This window comes from Acidovorax sp. FG48 (genome assembly GCF_057809085.1).
On record NZ_JBMDJH010000005.1, the window covers coordinates 328,662 to 349,066 of the forward strand.

The 20,405-nt window shown below is 59.9% G+C and carries 20 protein-coding genes; all 20 read left to right on the forward strand.

The window, feature by feature from the left end; translation table 11 throughout:
- The 20 genes from ACODSU_RS10305 (at position 1) to ACODSU_RS10400 (ending at position 20,326) form a co-directional block, all read left to right on the forward strand.
- On the forward strand, positions 1-1,041 hold the full coding sequence (locus ACODSU_RS10305; RefSeq protein ID WP_488842144.1) for an RluA family pseudouridine synthase: 1,041 nt from the start codon (positions 1-3) through the stop codon (positions 1,039-1,041).
- Positions 1,042-1,188: 147 nt separating this feature from the next.
- Positions 1,189-1,938 carry an SMC-Scp complex subunit ScpB gene (gene scpB, locus ACODSU_RS10310; protein ID WP_488842146.1) on the forward strand — a complete coding sequence of 250 codons (750 nt, stop codon included), beginning with the start codon at positions 1,189-1,191 and terminating at the stop codon, positions 1,936-1,938.
- Positions 1,938-3,500, forward strand: a complete 1,563-nt coding sequence (locus tag ACODSU_RS10315) for a pseudouridine synthase (RefSeq protein ID WP_488842148.1) — start codon at positions 1,938-1,940, stop codon at positions 3,498-3,500. Before scpB ends, ACODSU_RS10315 begins: the two co-directional genes overlap by 1 nt.
- 83 nt (positions 3,501-3,583) lie before the next feature.
- Positions 3,584-4,009 carry a nucleoside-diphosphate kinase gene (gene ndk / locus ACODSU_RS10320; RefSeq protein ID WP_015013410.1) on the forward strand — a complete coding sequence of 142 codons (426 nt, stop codon included), beginning with the start codon at positions 3,584-3,586 and terminating at the stop codon, positions 4,007-4,009.
- A gap of 90 nt (positions 4,010-4,099) precedes the next feature.
- Complete coding sequence (gene rlmN, locus ACODSU_RS10325; protein ID WP_291441702.1) at positions 4,100-5,212, forward strand: dual-specificity RNA methyltransferase RlmN; 1,113 nt, start codon at positions 4,100-4,102, stop codon at positions 5,210-5,212.
- Positions 5,213-5,246: 34 nt separating this feature from the next.
- Positions 5,247-6,083 carry a type IV pilus biogenesis/stability protein PilW gene (gene pilW / locus ACODSU_RS10330; protein ID WP_422849211.1) on the forward strand — a complete coding sequence of 279 codons (837 nt, stop codon included), beginning with the start codon at positions 5,247-5,249 and terminating at the stop codon, positions 6,081-6,083.
- Positions 6,076-7,017, forward strand: a complete 942-nt coding sequence (locus ACODSU_RS10335) for a helix-turn-helix domain-containing protein (RefSeq protein WP_488842151.1) — start codon at positions 6,076-6,078, stop codon at positions 7,015-7,017. The genes pilW and ACODSU_RS10335 overlap by 8 nt, the downstream gene beginning before the upstream one ends.
- Positions 7,017-8,297, forward strand: coding sequence for a flavodoxin-dependent (E)-4-hydroxy-3-methylbut-2-enyl-diphosphate synthase (gene ispG / locus ACODSU_RS10340; RefSeq protein WP_488842153.1), 1,281 nt, complete (start codon positions 7,017-7,019; stop codon positions 8,295-8,297). The genes ACODSU_RS10335 and ispG overlap by 1 nt, the downstream gene beginning before the upstream one ends.
- A gap of 154 nt (positions 8,298-8,451) precedes the next feature.
- Positions 8,452-9,714: a histidine--tRNA ligase gene (gene hisS / locus ACODSU_RS10345; RefSeq protein WP_488842178.1), complete on the forward strand. Its 1,263-nt coding sequence runs from the start codon at positions 8,452-8,454 to the stop codon at positions 9,712-9,714.
- Between the two features lie 14 nt (positions 9,715-9,728).
- Positions 9,729-10,421 (forward strand): YfgM family protein, encoded by a 693-nt coding sequence (locus tag ACODSU_RS10350; RefSeq protein WP_488842155.1) that lies wholly within the window; start codon positions 9,729-9,731, stop codon positions 10,419-10,421.
- 2 nt (positions 10,422-10,423) lie between these two features.
- Positions 10,424-11,587: an outer membrane protein assembly factor BamB gene (gene bamB / locus ACODSU_RS10355; protein WP_488842157.1), complete on the forward strand. Its 1,164-nt coding sequence runs from the start codon at positions 10,424-10,426 to the stop codon at positions 11,585-11,587.
- A 13-nt stretch (positions 11,588-11,600) separates the two neighbouring features.
- Entirely contained in the window at positions 11,601-12,944 is a 1,344-nt protein-coding gene (der, locus tag ACODSU_RS10360) for a ribosome biogenesis GTPase Der (RefSeq protein WP_295940017.1), read from the forward strand.
- A gap of 105 nt (positions 12,945-13,049) precedes the next feature.
- The gene (gene hfq, locus ACODSU_RS10365; protein WP_015013419.1) at positions 13,050-13,304 is read left to right on the forward strand and encodes an RNA chaperone Hfq; all 255 of its coding nucleotides are present in this window, start codon (positions 13,050-13,052) and stop codon (positions 13,302-13,304) included.
- A 93-nt stretch (positions 13,305-13,397) separates the two neighbouring features.
- On the forward strand, positions 13,398-14,549 hold the full coding sequence (gene hflX / locus ACODSU_RS10370; protein ID WP_422849216.1) for a GTPase HflX: 1,152 nt from the start codon (positions 13,398-13,400) through the stop codon (positions 14,547-14,549).
- Positions 14,550-14,602: 53 nt separating this feature from the next.
- Positions 14,603-15,976, forward strand: a complete 1,374-nt coding sequence (gene hflK, locus ACODSU_RS10375) for an FtsH protease activity modulator HflK (RefSeq protein WP_488842159.1) — start codon at positions 14,603-14,605, stop codon at positions 15,974-15,976.
- A gap of 9 nt (positions 15,977-15,985) precedes the next feature.
- Complete coding sequence (hflC, locus tag ACODSU_RS10380) at positions 15,986-16,894, forward strand: protease modulator HflC (protein ID WP_060986464.1); 909 nt, start codon at positions 15,986-15,988, stop codon at positions 16,892-16,894.
- Between the two features lie 26 nt (positions 16,895-16,920).
- Positions 16,921-17,103, forward strand: coding sequence for a DUF2065 domain-containing protein (locus ACODSU_RS10385; RefSeq protein WP_060986465.1), 183 nt, complete (start codon positions 16,921-16,923; stop codon positions 17,101-17,103).
- A 90-nt stretch (positions 17,104-17,193) separates the two neighbouring features.
- Positions 17,194-18,342, forward strand: coding sequence for an ATP phosphoribosyltransferase regulatory subunit (locus tag ACODSU_RS10390; RefSeq protein WP_060986466.1), 1,149 nt, complete (start codon positions 17,194-17,196; stop codon positions 18,340-18,342).
- 27 nt (positions 18,343-18,369) lie between these two features.
- Entirely contained in the window at positions 18,370-19,746 is a 1,377-nt protein-coding gene (locus ACODSU_RS10395) for an adenylosuccinate synthase (protein WP_488842162.1), read from the forward strand.
- A gap of 55 nt (positions 19,747-19,801) precedes the next feature.
- Entirely contained in the window at positions 19,802-20,326 is a 525-nt protein-coding gene (locus ACODSU_RS10400) for a phosphoribosyltransferase (RefSeq protein WP_309823277.1), read from the forward strand.
- Positions 20,327-20,405 lie beyond the last annotated feature (79 nt).

Sequence of the window (20,405 nt, forward strand, 5' to 3'; positions counted from 1 at the left end):
ATGGCGGATCAGTCGCCGGGCGGTGGTCCGGACGCTCCCGAGACGACTGGGCAGGAGGGCGACTCCCTCCTGTTGGCCGATGAGTCGGAAGCCCTGACCGACGCGGACAGTGAGCTGCGTGCCTTGCAGATGGGCCCCGGCCAGCACGCTGAGCGGCTGGACCGCGCGCTGGTGGAACTCGTTCCTGAGTTCTCTCGCAGCTATCTGCAGCAGTTGCTGGCCCAGGGGTTGGTCAGCCTGAATGGCAGGCCCGCTCTCAAAGCGGCCGCGCGGGTCAAGGCCGGCGACCAGGTGGTGCTGGAAATGCGGCCCACGCTCCAGAGCCAGGCCTTCCGGCCCGAGCCCATGGCGATTGATGTGGTGTACGAAGACGAGCACCTGCTGGTGGTGAACAAGCCCGCAGGTTTGGTAGTGCACCCTGCGCCTGGCAACTGGAGTGGCACGCTGCTCAATGGACTGCTGGCCCGCGACGACAAAGCCTTGCGGGTCCCCCGTGCGGGCATCGTGCATCGTCTGGACAAGGACACCAGCGGCCTCATGGTGGTGGCCCGGGACCGCGCGTGCATGGACGCCCTGGTGGCGTTGATTGCCGAGCGCAAGGTCAAACGCCAGTACGTGGCCATGGCACATGGCGCCTGGACGGGAGCCCCAACCCGCTCGGTAGACGCACCCATTGGGCGAGACCCTCGTAATCGTCTGCGCATGGCGGTGGTGGACTTGGCGGTACACCCGGGCAAAACCGCTCGGACGGATTTCCTGTGTCTTGAAGGCGGTGAACGAGGGTGCTGGGTGCAATGCACCTTGCACACCGGGCGCACGCACCAGATCCGTGTGCATATGGCGTCTTTGCGTCATCCCTTGGTGGGCGATGCCCTGTATGGCGGTGCGCCCGTCGGAGCCTTGCAACGCCAGGCCCTGCACGCCTACCGTTTGGCTTTCTCGCATCCTGTGACAGGGGAGCCTCTGGAGTTGCGTGCCCCCGTACCCGACGATATGCGCCAGGCGCTGTCAGAATGGGGTCTCGGCTACAATGCGCCCTGAATGGCCGTGACGGCCCCAGCCCGCAGCCGGAATCCCGCCGGGCTCTACCAACGCACCAGCGCCATTGCGCGGTGCACCAATGATTGCCCCTGCTGTTGATGTGACACCCGTTGCAACGCGTGGCACTTTTCCAGGAATCGCTGAACCATGAACACGGTGGATGCCAAGAGGGTCCTCGAAACTGCGCTGATCTGCGCGCAGCAACCCGTGCCTGTGCGCGAGCTGCGGGTGCTGTTCAATGATGCGCTGGGGTCCGACACCCTCAAGGTGCTGCTGCAGGAATTGCAGCTTGATTGGGCGCAGCGGGGCGTAGAGCTGGTGCAGGTAGCGACGGGGTGGCGATTTCAGAGTCGCCCCGAAATGCGGGAATATCTGGACCGGCTGCACCCCGAAAAGCCGCCACGCTATACCCGTGCCACCATGGAAACCCTGGCCATCATTGCCTACCGGCAACCGGTCACGCGCGGGGATATCGAAGACATTCGCGGTGTGACGGTCAACAGCCTGATCATCAAGCAGTTGGAAGATCGGGGTTGGGTGGAGGTCATCGGCCACCGCGAAACGGTGGGGCGTCCGGCGCTGTTTGCCACCACCCGTCAGTTTCTGGACGATATGGGCTTGCAGTCCCTGGACCAACTGCCGGTGCTCGACGACCCGACCGGCAACGCCAATGTGCTGGAAGCCATGGCTGCTGTGACCCAGGAAGCCATGGATGTCGAACCCGATCTGCTGGCGGCTTTGCCCCAAGATGCTGGTTTGCAGCCGTCTGTGGAGGTTGCCGAGGTGGTGCCGGATGCGGGCGATGTCCGGCCCGTGGATGATTTTTTTCAGGATGTGGAGACGGATCTCCATGACGATGATGTGGATGCCCCGGGTGGTATCCAGGGAAATACTTGATGAACGACTCGACTTCCGAAAAGCCGGCAGATCTGCCCGGGTTGAATGCCGCAGACGCGGAGCCCGTTGCCAAGAAGCCGGCCGCCAAGCGGGCTCCCCGCAAAAAGGCGGTGGCTGCCCCTGCTGAGGTGGCGGCGCCTGAGGCAGTGACTGCTGCGCAGGTGGGTGCACCAGAACCTGTGGTCGAAGCCCCCGCGCCTGAAGCAGCAACGGTGGAGGCGCCGGCAGTCGCTTCGGAGTCGCCCGCTGCGGATGCGACAGCGGTCGTGGGTGATGGCAGTTCGGAGCAACGGGAGCGTGGTCCTCGGGGGGAGCGCCGCGAGCGGCCCCCTCGCTCTGAAGGTGCGGGGCGCGACAAGCGCAAGGCCGCGCCCGTAGTGGAGGGCTACCAGTTCGAAGACGTGGTGTCCGGTCGTTTTGACGAAGAGGATGCGTCTGCGGATGCGGTACCGCCGAAGCGGGTGCTGCTGCCGCAGGTTGAAACCCCCAAATTGCACAAGGTGTTGGCACAGGCGGGTCTGGGTTCGCGCCTTGAAATGGAGCAGCTGATCCTGGAGGGACGGATCTCGGTCAATAACGAGCCTGCCCACATTGGTCAGCGCATCCAGTTTGGCGATCAGGTCAAGGTCAATGGCAAGCCGATCCGTTATCGCATCGAGCCACCTCCAGCGCGCGTGATTGCGTATCACAAGCCGGTTGGCGAGGTTGTGACCCATGACGACCCTCAAAACCGACCCACCGTGTTCCGTAAGCTGCCTCGGCTCATGCAGGGCAAGTGGCAATCGGTCGGGCGTCTGGATCTGAACACCGAGGGCCTTTTGCTGTTTACCAGCTCGGGCGAGTTGGCCAACAAGCTGATGCACCCCCGTTTCGGGCTGGAGCGTGAGTACGCCGTTCGGGTGCTGGGCGCTCTGAGCAACGAGGAAAAACAAAAGCTGCTGGATGGTGTGCGCCTGGATGACGGCATGGCGTCTTTCGGTTCCATCGAAGACGGTGGGGGTGAAGGGTCCAACTGCTGGTACCGGGTCACCATCTCCGAAGGCCGCAACCGTGAAGTGCGTCGCATGCTGGAATCGGTGGGTCATGCGGTCAGCCGCCTGATCCGCATTCGCTATGGAGCCATGGTGCTTCCGCGCGGTCTCAAGCGCGGAGCCTGGCTGGAACTCGATGAGAGTGATATCCGCGCCTTGGTGCAGGCCGCGGGCGCTGGCCGCCCCGAGTCGGTGGAGGGGCGTCCGGAAGGTGCGGCTGGTGGTGCGCGCAATGGCAGGTCGCGCAACCGTGGTCGTGGCGGCCCACGAGGTGACGGTTCGCGCCGCGACATGCCACCATCAGCGGCCCCTGGCGGCCCCCGTGGTCAGAAGCCGCGCCGTGACGGTGGTCAGGGTCCGGCTCGTGGCAACAATGCGGCAGGCGGAGATCGCCAGCGGGGAGGCGCAGCCCAGCCTGATCCGATGAAGACCTCGGTGGGTTACATCGGTATGGACAGCCTTTCACGGCACCGCCAGGACAAACGCCGCCCGGGTGGTGGTGGCCCTCGGCGTGGTGGAGGCGGGCGATGAGCGTCACTCTCGTCACACTCCCCGGTTAGAATCGAGGGCTTTGTCCGGTGGACAAACGAATCACAGCAACAAAGGAAATCAACATGGCAATCGAACGCACCCTCTCCATCATCAAGCCTGACGCAGTCGCCAAGAACGTCATCGGCCAGATCTACGCCCGTTTTGAAGCCGCTGGCCTCAAGATCGTGGCGGCCCGCATGGCCCACCTGTCGCGCCTGGAAGCCGAACAGTTCTACGCAGTGCACAAAGAGCGTCCTTTCTTCAAGGACCTGGTGGACTTCATGATCTCCGGCCCCGTGATGATCCAGGCTCTGGAAGGCGAGAACGCCATCCTGAAGAACCGTGAACTCATGGGCGCAACGGACCCCAAGAAGGCTGAAGCCGGCACCATTCGCGCAGACTTCGCAGACAGCATCGATGCCAACGCAGTGCACGGCTCCGACGCCGCTGAAACCGCACAAGCCGAAGTGGCATTTTTCTTCCCCGGCCTGAACATCTACTCGCGCTGAGATGTTGACACTCCCCATGTCCGCACCCGCCTCGGTGGGAATTCCGTGCCATGGGGGTAGCTGTGCCTGGTCTACGGTGGATTCGGCACCATGAGTACGAATCTGCTGGAATTCGATCTGGACGGCTTGGCCGCGTTTTGTGAGCGGCTGGGGGAAAAGCGCTTTCGCGCCACCCAGCTGTTCCGCTGGATTCACCAGCGCGGGGCCAGTGATTTTGACGCCATGAGTGACTTGGCCAAAGCCTTGCGCGACAAGCTCAAAGGCTGTGCGCGGGTCGAGGCGCTTCCTGTTATCTCTGAGCACGTGTCTTCCGATGGCACGGTCAAGTGGCTGTTTGATGTCGGTGATGGCAACGCGGTGGAAGCCGTGTTCATTCCCGAGGATGATCGCGGGACGCTCTGTGTGTCATCCCAAGCAGGCTGCGCCGTCGGTTGCCGCTTCTGCTCGACGGGTCATCAGGGTTTCAGTCGCAATCTGACGACGGGTGAGATCGTTGCCCAGCTGTGGTTTGCCGAGCATTCCCTGCGCAAGCGCCTGCAGACCGAGGAGCGTGTGATCTCCAACGTGGTCATGATGGGAATGGGGGAGCCTCTGCAGAACTATTCGGCACTGGTCCCTGCGCTCAAGGTCATGCTGGATGACCACGGCTATGGCTTGTCACGCCGCCGTGTGACGGTATCCACATCGGGCGTTGTCCCCATGATGGACCGTCTTTCGCAAGATTGCCCTGTGGCGCTGGCTGTTTCACTGCATGCGCCCAACGACCCATTGCGCGACAACTTGGTGCCGCTCAATCGCAAGTATCCGATCAGCGAGTTGCTGGATGCTTGTAACCGCTACTTGCAGCATGCGCCCCGTGATTTCATCACCTTCGAATACTGCATGCTCGATGGCGTCAACGACCAGGTGGAGCACGCGCGCCAACTGATCGAGTTGGTCAAGCGCACCGGTATTCGCTGTAAGTTCAATCTGATTCCTTTTAATCCGTTTCCTGCATCAGGGCTGTTGCGGTCTCCGCACAATCAGGTGCAAGCCTTTGCAAAGATGCTGAGTGACGCGGGCATCATCACCACCGTGCGCAAGACGCGAGGGGATGACATCGACGCGGCATGCGGTCAATTGGCGGGGGACGTCAAAGATCGCACCCGCGCCGCAGAGCGCATGGCAAAGCAGCGCACAATCGTGCTCAAACCGGTGACTTGATCAGGCTAGCTGGCAAACTTCAAGGAGGCTCTACATGGCGGGAATGGTTGGACGCTGGCGGCAGATTGGCCGCTGGACACTCACGGCATGCAGTGCGGTGGTTTGCATTTGGGCGCTTCAGGGGTGTGCAACCAACACTTCTTCGCCTGGAGTCAGCGACGCCGATGCCGGTCTGGTAACACCGTCCGATGAGCCAGAGTCGCGGCGCCGCGCGCGCATTCGGCTGGAGTTGGCTTCCAACTATTTCGAACTGGGGCAGACAGCGGTGGCTTTGGATGAGGTCAAGCAGTCTCTGTCCGCAGATCCTTCTTACGCGGATGCTTTCAACCTGCGTGGTCTGATTTACATGCGGTTGAATGACTATCCGCAGGCGGAAGACAGTTTTCGCCGCGCTTTGTCGCTGCGCGCAAACGACGCCAACATACTGCACAACTATGGCTGGCTGATGTGCCAGCAGCAAAAGTATGCAGAGGCTGACTCGTATTTTTCGCGTGCCATAGCAAACCCCGCTTATGCAGCGCGTGGCAAAACCTGGATGGCGCGTGGCCTGTGCCAGTCCGGAGCAGGACAGTTTCCTGAAGCGGAACAGTCTCTTCTGAAGGCTTATGAATTTGATGCGGCGAACCCGGTGGTCGGTTACCACCTGGCTGCTCTTTTGTTGCGTCGCAATGAGCTTTCGCGCGCGCAGTTTTACATCCGGCGGCTCAACAACAGTGATTTTGCAAACTCCGAATCTTTGTGGTTGGGCATCAAGGTGGAGCGGGCTTTGGGCGACGTCGTGGCAATGAGGCAACTGGCGGCTCAGTTGCGCAAGCGTTTCCCGGATTCCCGGGAGTTGAGTGCATACGAACGCGGGGCTTTCAATGAGTGAGGTGGTGGAGAGTGGAATGACGGCGGGCGGTTTGCTCAAGGAAGCCCGGCAGGCGGCCGGCATGCACATCGCGGCCTTGGCTGTGGCGCTGAAGGTGCCCGTGAGCAAATTGGAGGCGCTGGAGGCAGACAACTACGCGGTGTTGCCTGATACCGTCTTTGTGCGTGCCCTGGCGTCGAGTGTGTGTCGCACCCTCAAGATAGACGCGGCGCCGATTCTGTCGTTGTTGCCCCAGAGTCAGAGCCCCCGGTTGTCTGTGGACAGCGCCGGTATCAATGCGCCTGTGAAGGGAAGTGCTGGCAAGTCGTCCGCATCTTCTTCCGCATCGTTTGCGGGCTCGGGTTCTGGCTCGCGCTCCATGGTCTTGGTGGTCCTCGCACTTCTGGTGGGGGCGGTCGTCCTGTTTTATGTCCCGCGGCATTCTGCCCCTAGTGATACTGCCGATCCCGCGCCGGTAGCGGTGCCAGATGCTTTGCCCGCCAACACTTCCGAGCCTGCGGCTCCTGTATTGGCAGCGCCATCGGCGACAGAGCGCCCCGCTGATTCATCTGTTTCAGCGGCGCCCGCCGCTGCGGTGGCAGCTTCATCGCCCGTGCCCGCTACCCCTTCCGTTGCAGTACCTCCTGCGCCTCCTGCAGCGGCCAGTGGCGCGACGACGAGTAACGTATCTGCTGCTGATGGCGCGGCAGATGCCGCCGCCGGCCCGCTTGTATTGCGTGCGCGCAGCGCGTCGTGGGTGCAGGTCCGCGATGCCAATGGAGCCCTGGCGCTGCAACGCAACCTGGCGGCCGGAGAGACGGTGTCGGTATCAGCACCCACACCTTTGGCAGTGATCGTGGGACGCGCGGATGCCACTGAGGTGACTGTGCGTGGAAAGCCGTTTGATCTGACGGCTGTTGCCCGTGAAAACGTAGCGCGTTTTGAGGTGAAGTAGTGCAAAACTCCCCGCTTGATTTTGGGCCGATAGCTATTGCCTCTCCCTTGCCGCGGCGCTCGCGTCAGGCCAAGGTTGTCTGGGGTTCACGTGTGGTGACGGTGGGCGGGGACGCCCCCGTGCGCGTGCAGTCCATGACCAACACCGATACCGTCGATGCCATCGGAACGGCCATTCAGGTCAAGGAACTCGCCCAGGCGGGTTCGGAGTTTGTCCGCATCACGGTCAATACCCCCGAGGCGGCTGCGGCGGTGCCCTACATCCGCGAACAGCTGGACCGCATGGGTGAAAGTGTTCCGTTGGTTGGTGATTTCCACTACAACGGCCACCGCCTGCTCACCGAGTTTCCCGACTGTGCCCAGGCCTTGTCCAAGTATCGGATCAACCCTGGCAATGTGGGCAAGGGGGACAAGCGCGACAAGCAGTTTGGCCAGATGATCGAAGCAGCCATGCGATGGAACAAGGCTGTGCGCATTGGTGTCAACTGGGGCAGTCTCGACCAGGAACTGTTGGCCGAGCTGATGGATACGAACAGCCGTCGCAGTATCCCCTGGGAGGCTCGTCAGGTCATGTACGAGGCCCTCATCACATCGGCCATTGAATCTGCGCGTCGTGCAGAGGCCATGGGGATGGATGGCAACCAGATCATCTTGTCGTGCAAGGTCAGCGGAGTGCAGGATCTGATTTCGGTGTACCGCGAGTTGGCGCGCCGTTGCGACTACGCTTTGCACCTGGGCCTGACCGAAGCGGGTATGGGTACCAAGGGAACGGTCGCTTCGGCGGCCGCTTTGTCCGTGCTGCTGCAAGAGGGTATTGGCGACACGATTCGTGTGTCGTTGACACCCCAACCCGGTGAGGCGCGTACCCAGGAAGTGGTTGTGGCATCCGAAATCTTGCAGGCCTTGGGGATGCGGGTTTTTGTGCCCAGCGTCACGGCTTGTCCTGGATGTGGCCGTACCACCAGCACCACTTTTCAGGACCTTGCCAAGCAGATTGACGATTTCCTGCGCGCACAAATGCCTGTGTGGCGTGTGCGATATCCGGGCGTGGAGACGTTGCGGGTGGCGGTCATGGGTTGCATCGTCAACGGCCCGGGTGAAAGCAAGCACGCGGACATCGGTATCAGCCTTCCAGGCACGGGAGAGGCGCCAGCCGCCCCGGTCTTTATCGACGGGGAAAAGGCAGTGACTCTGCGCGGCGACGACATTGCCAATGAGTTTCATCGCATCGTCGAGCAGTACATCGAAAAGCGTTTTGGCGCTGGAGTTGCTGCTGCTTGAATGATGGCGCTGCCATGGCCTGTCCTGGAATGTATTCAGGGGCAGGGCCACAGCAGTTTTTGTCAATTTCTGCAAGACATAGAAAAGAAGCGCTGTGAGCAACGAAAAAAGCACCCTCCCGCCCAAGCCGGAGAAGCTGGTGGCGGTGAAGGGCATGAATGACATCCTGCCGCCAGAATCCGCCCGCTGGGAATGGTTGGAGGCCAAGGTGCGCGACCTGATGGCGCGCTATGCCTACCGCAATATTCGGACTCCGATTGTCGAACCCACTCCGCTGTTCGTGCGGGGACTGGGCGAGGTCACCGATATTGTGGAGAAGGAGATGTACTCGTTTGAGGATCGCCTCAACGGAGAGCAGCTCACCCTTCGCCCCGAAGCGACGGCCGGTGTGGTGCGTGCCGTCGCGGAGCACTCCATGTTGTACGACGGGGGCAAGCGGCTGTATTACATGGGGCCTATGTTTCGTCATGAGCGCCCTCAGCGTGGACGCTACCGCCAGTTTCACCAGATCGGCGCCGAGGCACTGGGTTTTCCCGGCGCCGAGGTGGACGCAGAACTGATTCTGCTGGCGAGCGCACTGTGGCGCGATCTGGGCCTGCAGAATGTGCGCCTCGAACTCAACAGCTTGGGGCAGCCAGACGAACGCAAGGCGCACCGGGCAGCATTGATTGCGTATCTGGAAAAGCATATCGATCTTCTGGACGCAGAAGCACGTCGACGGCTGCACAGCAATCCGCTACGCATCCTGGATACCAAGAATCCAGCAATGCAGTCAGTGGTGGAGGCCGCTCCCCGGTTGATTGACTTCCTGGGCGAAGAGTCTTTGGCCCACTTCAATGCGGTCAAGGCCATTCTCGACGCCAACGGCGTGGCCTGGGCGGTGAACCCCCGCCTGGTGCGCGGCATGGACTATTACAACCTCACCGTGTTTGAGTTTGTGACTGATCAGTTGGGCTCGCAGGGCACGATCTGTGGTGGAGGTCGCTACGACTATTTGATCGAGCAGATCGGCGGCAAGGCCGCACCCGCAGTGGGTTGGGCGCTGGGGGTGGAGCGCGTTCTGGAGTTGCTCAAGGAGCAGCAAAGTGCACCCCCCTCTTTGGCTCCTGATGTTTATGCCATTGTTCCCTCGACGGCCGTGTTGCCCCGGGCGGTGACCACCGCCGAGCAATTGCGTCGACACGGTATTCGCGTCCAAATGCATGCGGCGCCTTCATTGGATGGCATGGGCAGTATGAAGTCGCAGTTCAAGAAAGCTGATGCCAGTGGCGCCGCGTACGCCCTGGTGTTTGGCGATGATGAGCTGTCTCGTGGCATGGTGACCGTCAAAGCCCTGCGAGATGGCGCAGGCGAGCAGACAGAGCGCCCGCTGGAATCGGTTGCCCAATGGGCGGCCACCCTACAATCCACCCGCTAAACCAATCACATTCCATGGCAAATCATCTCGACCTTGAAGAACAAGAGCAGTTAGACCAGCTCAAACATTTTTGGAATACCTGGGGCACTTTGATCAGCTCTGTGGTCATGGTCGTTGCGGGCGGAGCGGCAGCATGGAACGGTTACCAGTACTGGCAAACCCGTCAGGCCACGCAGGCCGCCGCTTTGTTTGATGCTGTGGATGTGGCAGCACGGTCTGCAGACAAGGCCCGCATGGAGCAGGCTTTTGCGGATTTGAAGGCCAAATATGCAGGGACCGTGCAGGCTGGGCAAGCGGGTCTGACGCTTGCCAAGGCCATGCAAGGGGCTGGCAACGCAGATGGTGCCAAAGAAGCGCTCGCCTGGGTCGCAGAGCAATCTTCTGACGAAGGTCTCAAGGCTTTGGCCAAACTGCGGCTGGCAGGTGTGCTGATGGATCAGAAGAATTACGACGAAGCTCTTAAGCAACTGTCTGGCAGCTTTCCACCCGAGTTCTCGTCGGTTGTGGCAGATCGCAAAGGTGATGTGCTGGCACTCCAGGAAAAGCGCCCTGAAGCGATTGCCGAATACACCAAGGCATACACAGGGTTCGAAGACAGTGTGGAATACCGCCGCCTCGTGGAAATCAAGCTCAACGCGCTGGGGGTTACGCTGCAAGGTGTGACTGTGGCCGCTGCGGCAACCGCAACCCCTGCAGATTCCAAATAACCATGACATCGCCTATCAACACAAGGTCTGGGCACCTGTTTTTCGTGCAGGGGCTGTTGGCGGCATTGGTGGCCGCCACGTTGGCTGGTTGCTCTTTGTGGAGTGCCGACAAGGCAAAGCCGGTGCCTGCGGACCTTGGCGCCAATGTGGCTGTCCTGGGGGTGAGGCAGGCGTGGACGGCGCGCGTCGGTAGCGTGGCGGGCTTGCCTCTTGAGCCCCATGTTGCTGGAAATGTCGTGACGGTGGCGTCCGCGGATGGTGCTGTGGCAGCCTTGGATGCGCGCACGGGGGGAGACATCTGGCGTGTGGCGCTGGCCGAGCCCTTATCAGCAGCTGTGGGCAGTGACGGCAAATTTGCGGCGGTGGTATCGCGCAACAACGCACTCATCGTGATGGATGGTGGCCGTGAGCGTTGGCGTGAGACGCTTGCCGCACAGGTCTTCACTCCCCCCTTGGTCGCAGGCGGTCGTGTGTTTGTGCTGTCTGCAGATCGATCAGTGTCTGCCTTCGATCTTGCCACGGGCCGTCGTCTGTGGGCGCAGCAGCGCCCAGGAGAACCGTTGATACTGCGTCAAGCTGGCGTATTGCTTGCGGTAGGCGACACCCTGGTGGTGGGCTTGTCGGGTCGCTTGGTCGGATTGAATCCTGACAACGGCAGTGTGAGGTGGGAAGCGCCCATCGCCAGCCCGCGTGGCACGAACGATGTGGAGCGCTTGGTGGAATTGGTGGGGCGCACCAGCCGTGTGGGTGAAACCGTGTGCGCTCGGTCTTTCCAGGCCGCTGTCGGCTGTGTGAACACGGCCCGGGGCACGACGCTCTGGACGCAGCCCGCCAGCGGGTCCGAAGGCATTCATGGCGATGCGGACACCATTTTTGGTTCGGAAAGCAATGGGACGCTTGTCGCTTGGGGCCGTGCGGATGGCTCGCGCCTGTGGAGTATCGACCGACTCAAGTACCGCAAACTCACGGCACCGCTGCTTTTGGGGCGCTCGGTTGTCGTCGGTGACGATGCTGGTTTGGTGCATCTGCTGTCTCGCACCGATGGCTCCCCCCTGAACCGACTGGCAACAGATGGTTCAGCCATCGCGGCTGCCCCGGTGGTGGCGGCAGATACGCTGGTGGTGGTTACCCGCAACGGCGGTATATACGGATTCCGTCCAGATTGATCGGTCTTATTCAATGAAGCCAGTAATCGCCCTCGTGGGGCGTCCGAATGTCGGTAAGTCCACGCTTTTCAATCGCCTGACCAAGTCGCGAGACGCCATCGTCGCCGACTTTGCGGGACTTACGCGTGACCGACACTACGGGAACGGCAAGCAAGGAAAACACGAGTACATCGTCATCGATACGGGGGGCTTTGAGCCCGACGCCTCCAGCGGCATCTATCGCGAGATGGCCAAGCAAACCCAGCAGGCGGTCGCCGAAGCGGACGTGGTGATTTTTGTGGTGGATGCCCGTGCGGGTGTCTCGGCGCAAGACCACGACATTGCCAACTACTTGCGTCGCTTGGGCAAGCCCTGCGTGCTTGTCGCGAACAAAGCAGAGGGCATGCTCCAGGGCGTCCAACTGGCGGAGTTTTACGAGCTGGGGCTGGGCGAGGTTTATCCCGTGTCCGCGGCCCACGGGCAAGGCATACGCAGTTTGGTGGACATTGCACTGGAGCCGCTCAATTTGCCCGAGCCAGACGATTCGGATGCGACGCTGGACAAGGGCGTGATCAAGCTCGCCGTGGCGGGACGTCCTAATGTGGGCAAGTCCACCCTCATCAACACATGGCTTGGTGAAGAGCGACTGGTGGCATTTGACATGCCGGGTACGACCCGCGATGCCATCACTGTACCTTTCGAGCGCAACGGTCAGCGGTTTGAATTGGTGGATACCGCAGGATTGCGCCGCAAGGGTAAGGTGTTCGAGGCCATCGAGAAATTCTCGGTGGTGAAAACGCTCCAGGCCATCGAGTCTGCGCACGTGGTACTGCTGCTGCTCGATGCAACCCAGGGCGTGACAGACCAGGATGCCCATATCGCGGGTTACATCCTGGAGAGCGGTCGTGCCGTGGTTCTCGCGGTGAACAAATGGGATGCCGTGGATGACTACCAGCGTCAGCTTTTAGAGCGCTCCATTGAGACGCGACTCGCGTTTCTGAAGTTTGCTTCTTTGCACTTCATCTCGGCGAAGAAGCGTCAGGGGCTGGGCCCTCTTTGGACGTCGATTGCCCAGGCCCACCGGGCTGCCACCTGCAAAATGTCCACGCCAGTGCTCACCCGCCTGTTGCTGGAGGCCGTTCAGTTCCAGAGCCCCAAGCGGGCCGGGATGTTCCGGCCCAAAATGCGATATGCGCACCAGGGGGGCATGAACCCGCCTGTGATCGTGATCCATGGCAACTCCCTGGAGCACGTAACGGATGCCTACAAGCGATTCCTGGAAGGGCGCTTCCGCAAGGAGTTCGATCTTGTCGGGACTCCACTGCGCATTGAGATGAAAACCTCTCACAACCCATTTGTGGACAAAGACGAGGCCTGATTGCAAAGGCTCCTTAGTCGAGGGGCCATGCATGCTGAAGCTGGGGTATGCGTCTGGCTGTGGTAAGGTGATGGTTTACAACAACACTTGAACACGGAGAATATCGTGAGCAATAAAGGCCAGCTTTTGCAAGACCCCTTCCTCAACGCATTGCGTCGGGAGCATGTTCCAGTGTCCATTTATTTGGTTAACGGGATCAAGCTGCAGGGGCAAATCGAGTCTTTCGATCAGTACGTGGTGTTGCTGCGCAATACAGTGACGCAGATGGTCTACAAGCACGCGATTTCTACGATCGTCCCAGGTCGAGCCGTCAATTTTTCTACTTCAGAAACCCCTGATGCCGACAGCAGCAACTCTTGAGTTGTTGCCAAGTGGCGGAACTCGCTTTTTGAGCGAGGCAAAGCGAAAAGAGGGTGGTGGGCTTTGAGTTCGGCTTCCGCATCCTCGTCCACCATGACTCCGGTGTTGCTGGTGGGGGTGGATTTCGGCCTCCCCCATTTCGATGCTGAGTTGGAAGAATTGGGGCTGCTTGCTCAGACCGCCGGCATGCAGCCTGTCGCGCGCATCACGTGCAAGCGCAAAGCACCAGATGCAGCGCTGTTCATTGGCAGTGGCAAAGCGGATGAAATTCGCACTTTGGCTCACATGCATGGAGCGGTCGAGGTGCTGTTTGACCAGTCTCTCAGCCCTGCGCAGCAGCGGAACCTGGAGCGCCATATTGAACTGCCAGTGAATGACCGCACTCTGCTCATTCTGGAAATCTTTGCACAACGGGCGCGCAGCCATGAGGGCAAGCTTCAGGTGGAGCTTGCCAAGCTGCAGTACGTGAGTACGCGCCTGGTGCGTCGCTGGTCTCACCTGGAGCGCCAAACCGGCGGTATCGGTGCCCGTGGTGGCCCTGGTGAAAAGCAGATCGAACTGGATCGGCGCATGATTGGCGATGCGATCAAGCGCACCAGAGAGCGCTTGGTCAAGGTCAAACGCCAGCGGTCTACACAGCGGCGTCAGCGTGAAAGACGCGACACCTTCAATATTTCACTCGTTGGATATACCAACGCGGGCAAATCAACCCTTTTCAATGCTTTGGTGAAGGCCAGGGCGTACGCAGCGGATCAACTTTTCGCCACGCTGGACACCACGACGCGGCAGTTGTACCTCGCAGATGCGGCACGATCCGTTTCGTTGTCCGACACGGTGGGCTTCATTCGGGATCTTCCCCATGGGCTGGTCGATGCGTTCCAGGCCACGCTGCAGGAGGCGGTCGACGCCGATTTGCTGCTTCACGTGGTGGACGCTTCCAACCCGGATTTTCCGGAGCAGATGGCGCAGGTGGAGCGGGTGTTGCAGGAAATTGGTGCCTCGGACATCCCTCAGATACTGGTCTTCAACAAGCTTGATGCTTTGCCTGAAGAACGACGTCCGCCTGTGTTGGTGGACCAATACGAAGTGGGAGGGCAGTTGTTGCCTCGACTGTTTGTCAGTGCTCGATCTGGCGAGGGGCTGGATGAGCTGCGCCGTGCCTTGGCGGCCAGGTTGATGGCTGCGCAGGAGGTTCTGGATATGACCCCAGCAGACACCCTTGAATTACCGGATGCTTTGTCCTGATTGGGCACAATGCACCATCGGATGATGCCATCAGAGAACCAGAGATTTTGCGCATGAATTTTCATAATCGCACCCTACGTTGGGCTTCATTGCCAGGCCGTATTCGGGGCATGTTCAATCTGAACGATCCACGTTGGGGTCGCGGTGATGACAAGTCCGAAGACGGCGGTGTGCGTCCTGAGGATCGGCCTGCAGCGCCACCTGGCGGCCCAAGGGGCGGCGAGCAACGGCCGGGCAACGGCCAGCAGCCACCGGATCTTGATGAGCTCTGGCGTGATCTCAATCGCAAGCTTGGTAGCCTGTTTGGCGGGAAAAACGGCTCGGGTCGCGGTCCCGGTGGAGGGGCTGGTGGCGGCTTTCAGCCAGATATGAAAAGCGCAGGTGTCGGTGTCGGTCTGATTGCCGGTATCGCGTTTGTGATCTGGATGGGCACCGGCTTCTTTATCGTGCAGGAAGGTCAGCAGGCCGTCATTACCCAGTTCGGAAAGTACAAGAGCACCGTGGGCGCGGGTTTCAATTGGCGCCTGCCTTATCCGATTGAGCGCCATGAACTTGTTTTTGTGACGCAGATCCGCTCTGCCGATGTGGGACGTGACACGGTCATCAAAAGCACCGGCTTGAGAGAGTCCGCGATGCTGACTGAAGACGAGAACATCGTCGAGATCAAGTTTGCCGTTCAGTATCGTTTGAGCGATGCCCGGGCTTGGTTGTTTGAAAGCAAGAACCCTTCGGACGCCGTGGTCCAGGCCGCTGAAACGGCTGTTCGTGAGGTGGTGGGCAAGATGCGCATGGACACGGCGCTGGCGGAGGAGCGTGACCAGATAGCGCCGCGCGTTCGCACCCTCATGCAGACGATCCTGGACCGGTACAAGGTCGGTGTCGAGGTGGTCGGCATCAATTTGCAGCAGGGCGGGGTGCGGCCGCCTGAGCAGGTCCAGTCATCATTTGATGATGTACTCAAAGCAGGGCAGGAGCGCGAGCGCGCCAAGAACGAAGCCCAGGCTTATGCGAACGACGTGATCCCGCGTGCTGTGGGCTCTGCGTCACGTCTGAATGAAGAGGCGGCGGCTTACAAGGCAAGGATTGTTGCGCAGGCGCAGGGCGACGCACAGCGATTCGCGTCGATTCTGGCGGAGTACCAGAAAGCACCTCAAGTAACCCGGGATCGCATGTATCTGGAAACGATGCAGCAGATTTATGGCAACGTGACCAAGGTCCTGGTCGAGTCGCGTCAAGGTTCCAATTTGCTGTACTTGCCCCTGGACAAGATCATGCAAGGGGTTGCGAGCGGCTCGGTTGCGCTGGATGCGCCTGCCGGGACCAGTCCGTCTCCGGCGGTGTCGTCCCCGGCGACACCTGCACCCACCTTTTCGAATGATTCTCGGGCGCGCGATACCAGCCGTACCCGGGAACGTGAATCCCGCTAGGAGCAGTTCGTGAACAGAGTCGGTTTTATTGCATCTACTCTTCTGGTGGTGCTTGCTCTCATGAGCTCCATGCTTTTTGTGGTGGATCAGCGTCAGTTTGGCGTGCTGTATGCACTGGGTCAGATCAAGGAAGTGATCACGGAGCCAGGGCTCAATTTCAAGCTGCCTCCGCCGTTTCAGAACGTCACCTACATCGACAAGCGTCTGTTGACCCTGGACAGTACGGACACGGAGCCTATGCTGACGGCTGAAAAGCAGCGCGTGGTGATCGACTGGTATGTGCGCTGGCGCATTTCCGAGCCCACCGAGTACATCCGCAACGTGGGACTGGATGAGACGGCCGGCGCCATGCAGCTGAACCGGGTCGTGCGCAATGCTTTCCAGGAAGAAATCAACAAGCGCACCGTGAAGGAATTGCTCTCACTCAAGCGCGAAGCTTTGATGGCCGATGTCAAGCGCGAGGTGCTGGAGACTGTTCGTGGCTCTAAACCCTGGGGGGTGGATGTAGTGGACGTTCGTATCACCCGTGTGGACTACGTGGAAGCTATCACCGAGTCGGTATACCGGCGGATGGAGGCAGAACGTAAGCGTGTTGCCAATGAGTTGCGCTCTACAGGGGCTGCCGAGGGCGAAAAGATACGGGCCGACGCGGATCGCCAGCGAGAGATCACGATTGCCAACGCGTATCGGGATGCTCAAAAACTGAAGGGTGAGGGCGATGCCGAAGCCGCTCGCATCTATGCAGAGGCCTTTGGGAAGGATCCCCAATTCGCTCAGTTCTATCGAAGCCTGGAAGCCTACAAGGGCAGCTTCAACAAGAAAAGTGACGTGATGGTGCTGGACCCGTCGTCTTCAGATTTCTTCAAAGTCTTTCGTGGATCGGTCCCTGCGTCGGCGCCTGCGGCACCTCGCAAGTAAAAAAGCGCAATGGCCGTGAAAGGCGAATGATGTGGGACAGTCTTTGGACGGCCTTTGCCTTGGTGCTGGTGATTGAGGGCTTTTTGCCTTTTCTGTCCCCCCAGATCTGGAAACGCACGGTGGCCCAGATCGCGCAATTGCAAGATGGTCAGATACGTTTTTTTGCGTTGCTGGCCTTGGGCGCGGGCGTTCTGATGCTTTGTTTCTAACGGCTGTCACACTGTGCGGGCAGGAGATTCTTTGGGGAGTCTCGTCGCGTCCCGGTAGAATCGCGGTTTTAACAGCCTCCCCTTTTCTCCATGTCTGCTTGGGTCCTTCCGGATCACATTGCCGATGTCTTGCCGTCTGAAGCTCGGCACATCGAAGAATTGCGTCGCGGGCTGCTCGATACAGCCCGTTGTTATGGTTACGAGCTGGTCATGCCTCCGCTGTTGGAGCATCTAGAGTCTCTCCTCACCGGTACTGGGGAGGCGCTGGATCTGCAGACCTTCAAGCTGGTCGATCAGCTGTCTGGTCGCTCCATGGGTTTACGGGCCGATACCACGCCTCAGGTGGCTCGTATTGACGCGCATTTGCTTAATCGCAAAGGAGTGACGCGTCTCTGCTATTGCGGTCCCGTGTTGCACACCCGCCCCGACCGCCCCCATGCCACCCGGGAGCCTCTTCAATTTGGTGCCGAGATCTATGGGCATGCGGGGTTAGAGGCGGACCTCGAAGCGCTTCAGCTAGCCAGGGAGTGTCTGCGGGTTGCCAATGTGCGCAACACCACGGTGGACCTTGCGGATGTCCGTATCGTCCGCAACCTGTTGGTGGGTGTGAGCGTCAGCCCGCAATTGCTCAGCGGAATTCACTCGGCCTTGGCTGCCAAAGATGCGGGTGAGTTGTCGGTTCTGACGCGTGGCTTTCCGGTCGAATCTCGACAGGGCCTTCTCGCCCTGGTTCATTTGTACGGTGACTCTGCCGTCTTGGTGGAGGCAGAAAAAGCACTCAAGCACATTAATGGTATGCCTGAAGTGCTATCAAATTTGAAGTGGCTGGCCTCCCGCCTTGAAGGGGCGTCTGTCACTTTTGATTTGGCTGATTTGCGTGGGTACGCCTATTACAGCGGTGCGCGCTTTGCTATCTACGCCCCAGGCGCCAGCGATGCATTGGTGCGCGGCGGTCGATACGATGAGGTCGGTGCAGTCTTTGGTCGGAATCGCCCTGCGGCTGGATTCAGTCTGGATATTAAGCAAGTGGTTGGTGTCGTGCCGCCCCGTGCCTTGAAGGCTGCGATTCGTGCCCCTTGGGGTGAGGCTGCAGATGTGAATGCGGCTATTGCGGAGCTTCGGACTGCAGGTGAAACGGTCGTGTGTGTTTTGCCTGGGCACGAGAGCGAGGTGGATGAGTTCCACTGCGATCGTGAACTGGTTCAGGTTGCTGGCCGTTGGGTCGTGCAGGCTGTTTGAGCAATTGTCATTTGAATTGGGTTTGAGATGAAAGCAACCAAAGGTCGCAACGTAGTGGTGGTCGGTACCCAGTGGGGCGACGAAGGCAAAGGCAAGTTGGTCGATTGGCTGACGGAAAGCGCTCAAGGCGTAGTGCGCTTCCAGGGGGGGCACAACGCTGGCCACACATTGGTGATCAATGGCGTCAAGACGGCTCTGCATTTGATTCCAAGCGGCATCATGCGCCCAGGGGTCAAGTGCTACATCGGCAACGGCGTGGTTCTGTCCGCAGCAAAGTTGTTTGAAGAAATTGAAGGCCTGGAGAAAGCCGGTGTCGAGGTGCGTTCGCGCTTGCGGATCAGTGAGGCGTGCCCGCTGATTCTGCCCTTCCACGCTGCCATCGATGTGGCGCGCGAGGCAGCCAGGGAGCAGGGCGGGACAGAGAAGATCGGTACCACGGGTCGTGGCATCGGCCCGGCATATGAAGACAAGATCGCCCGTCGTGCACTGCGCGTACAGGATTTGAAGTACCCAGAGCGGTTTGCGGCCAAGTTGCGTGAATTGCTGGATCTGCACAACCACGTGCTGACCACGTACCTGGGGTCCGCAAAGTTCGTGTTTGGCGATGCGCTCAAGCCCTACATTCAGGATGGCAAGGTGCAGTTTGATGTCGTTTATGCCGAGGCCATGCGCCATGCAGAACTGCTCAGGCCCATGATGGCGGATGTGTCGCGCGAATTGAACGAGGCCAACCGGGCTGGCGCCAATCTGCTATTCGAGGGTGCCCAAGGCACGTTGCTGGATGTGGACCATGGCACATATCCGTATGTCACTTCCAGCAATTGTGTGGCTGGTAATGCAGCTGCGGGTTCTGGCGTGGGGCCTGGCATGCTGCATTACATCCTTGGCATCACCAAGGCGTATTGCACGCGTGTGGGCGGCGGTCCTTTCCCCACCGAGTTGGATTGGGAGGTCCCTGGTACCCCTGGTTATCACATGAGCACGGTGGGCGCCGAGAAGGGCGTGACAACAGGGCGCAGCCGCCGCTGCGGCTGGTTTGATGCTGCGTTGCTGAAGCGCAGTGCGCAGGTCAATGGACTCACTGGTCTGTGTATCACCAAGCTGGATGTACTGGACGGGCTGACCGAGCTGTTGCTATGCACTGGTTACGAACTCGATGGAGAGCGCATTGATCTGCTTCCCATGGGCGCTGAAGACATCGCCCGATGCACACCCATCTATGAAACGTTGCCGGGCTGGAGTGATTCCACGGTTGGAGTGACCGACTACGACAAGTTGCCCGCAAGCGCGCGCCGCTACCTCGAGCGTATCGAAGAAGTGACAGGCGTTCCGATCGACATGATCTCAACCAGTCCTGATCGCGACCATACGATCATGATGCGTCACCCTTATGTCGCCGTCTGATCGACAAACTTGTCTTGCTGATATCAACTAAACGCCCACTATCCAGGAGTCATCCATGTTGACCGAAGACGGAAAACATCTCTATGTCAGCTATGACGAGTACCACAGCCTCATCGAAAAACTGGCGCTGAAGGTACACCAGTCGGGTTGGGAATTCGACACGATTCTGTGCCTTGCTCGTGGTGGGCTGCGACCAGGTGACATCCTGAGCCGGATCTTTGACAAGCCACTGGCCATCATGTCAACGAGCTCCTATCGCGCAGAGGCTGGCACGGTGCAGGGGCATCTGGATATTGCGCGTTTCATCACAACGCCCAAGGGTGAAATTGCAGGGCGGGTGCTTTTGGTGGATGACTTGGCCGACTCTGGGCACACTCTGCATGCGGTGATCAACATGCTCAAGACCAACTACGCGCCCATCACAGAGCTGCGCAGCGCGGTGATCTGGACCAAGGGGCTGTCGACGTTTTCGCCGGACTATTCCGTCGAGTTCCTTCCGAGCAATCCCTGGATCCACCAGCCCTTCGAAGGTTACGACAGCCTGAATCCTGAGAAGCTCCTGGAAAAGTGGCGTGTTTGATTTTTTCTTGCAAGCTAGCCGAACCGTGCTATAGTCGAGGGCTTCGCTACTGAGACCTGAGTGCAAAAGTGTTCAGGCT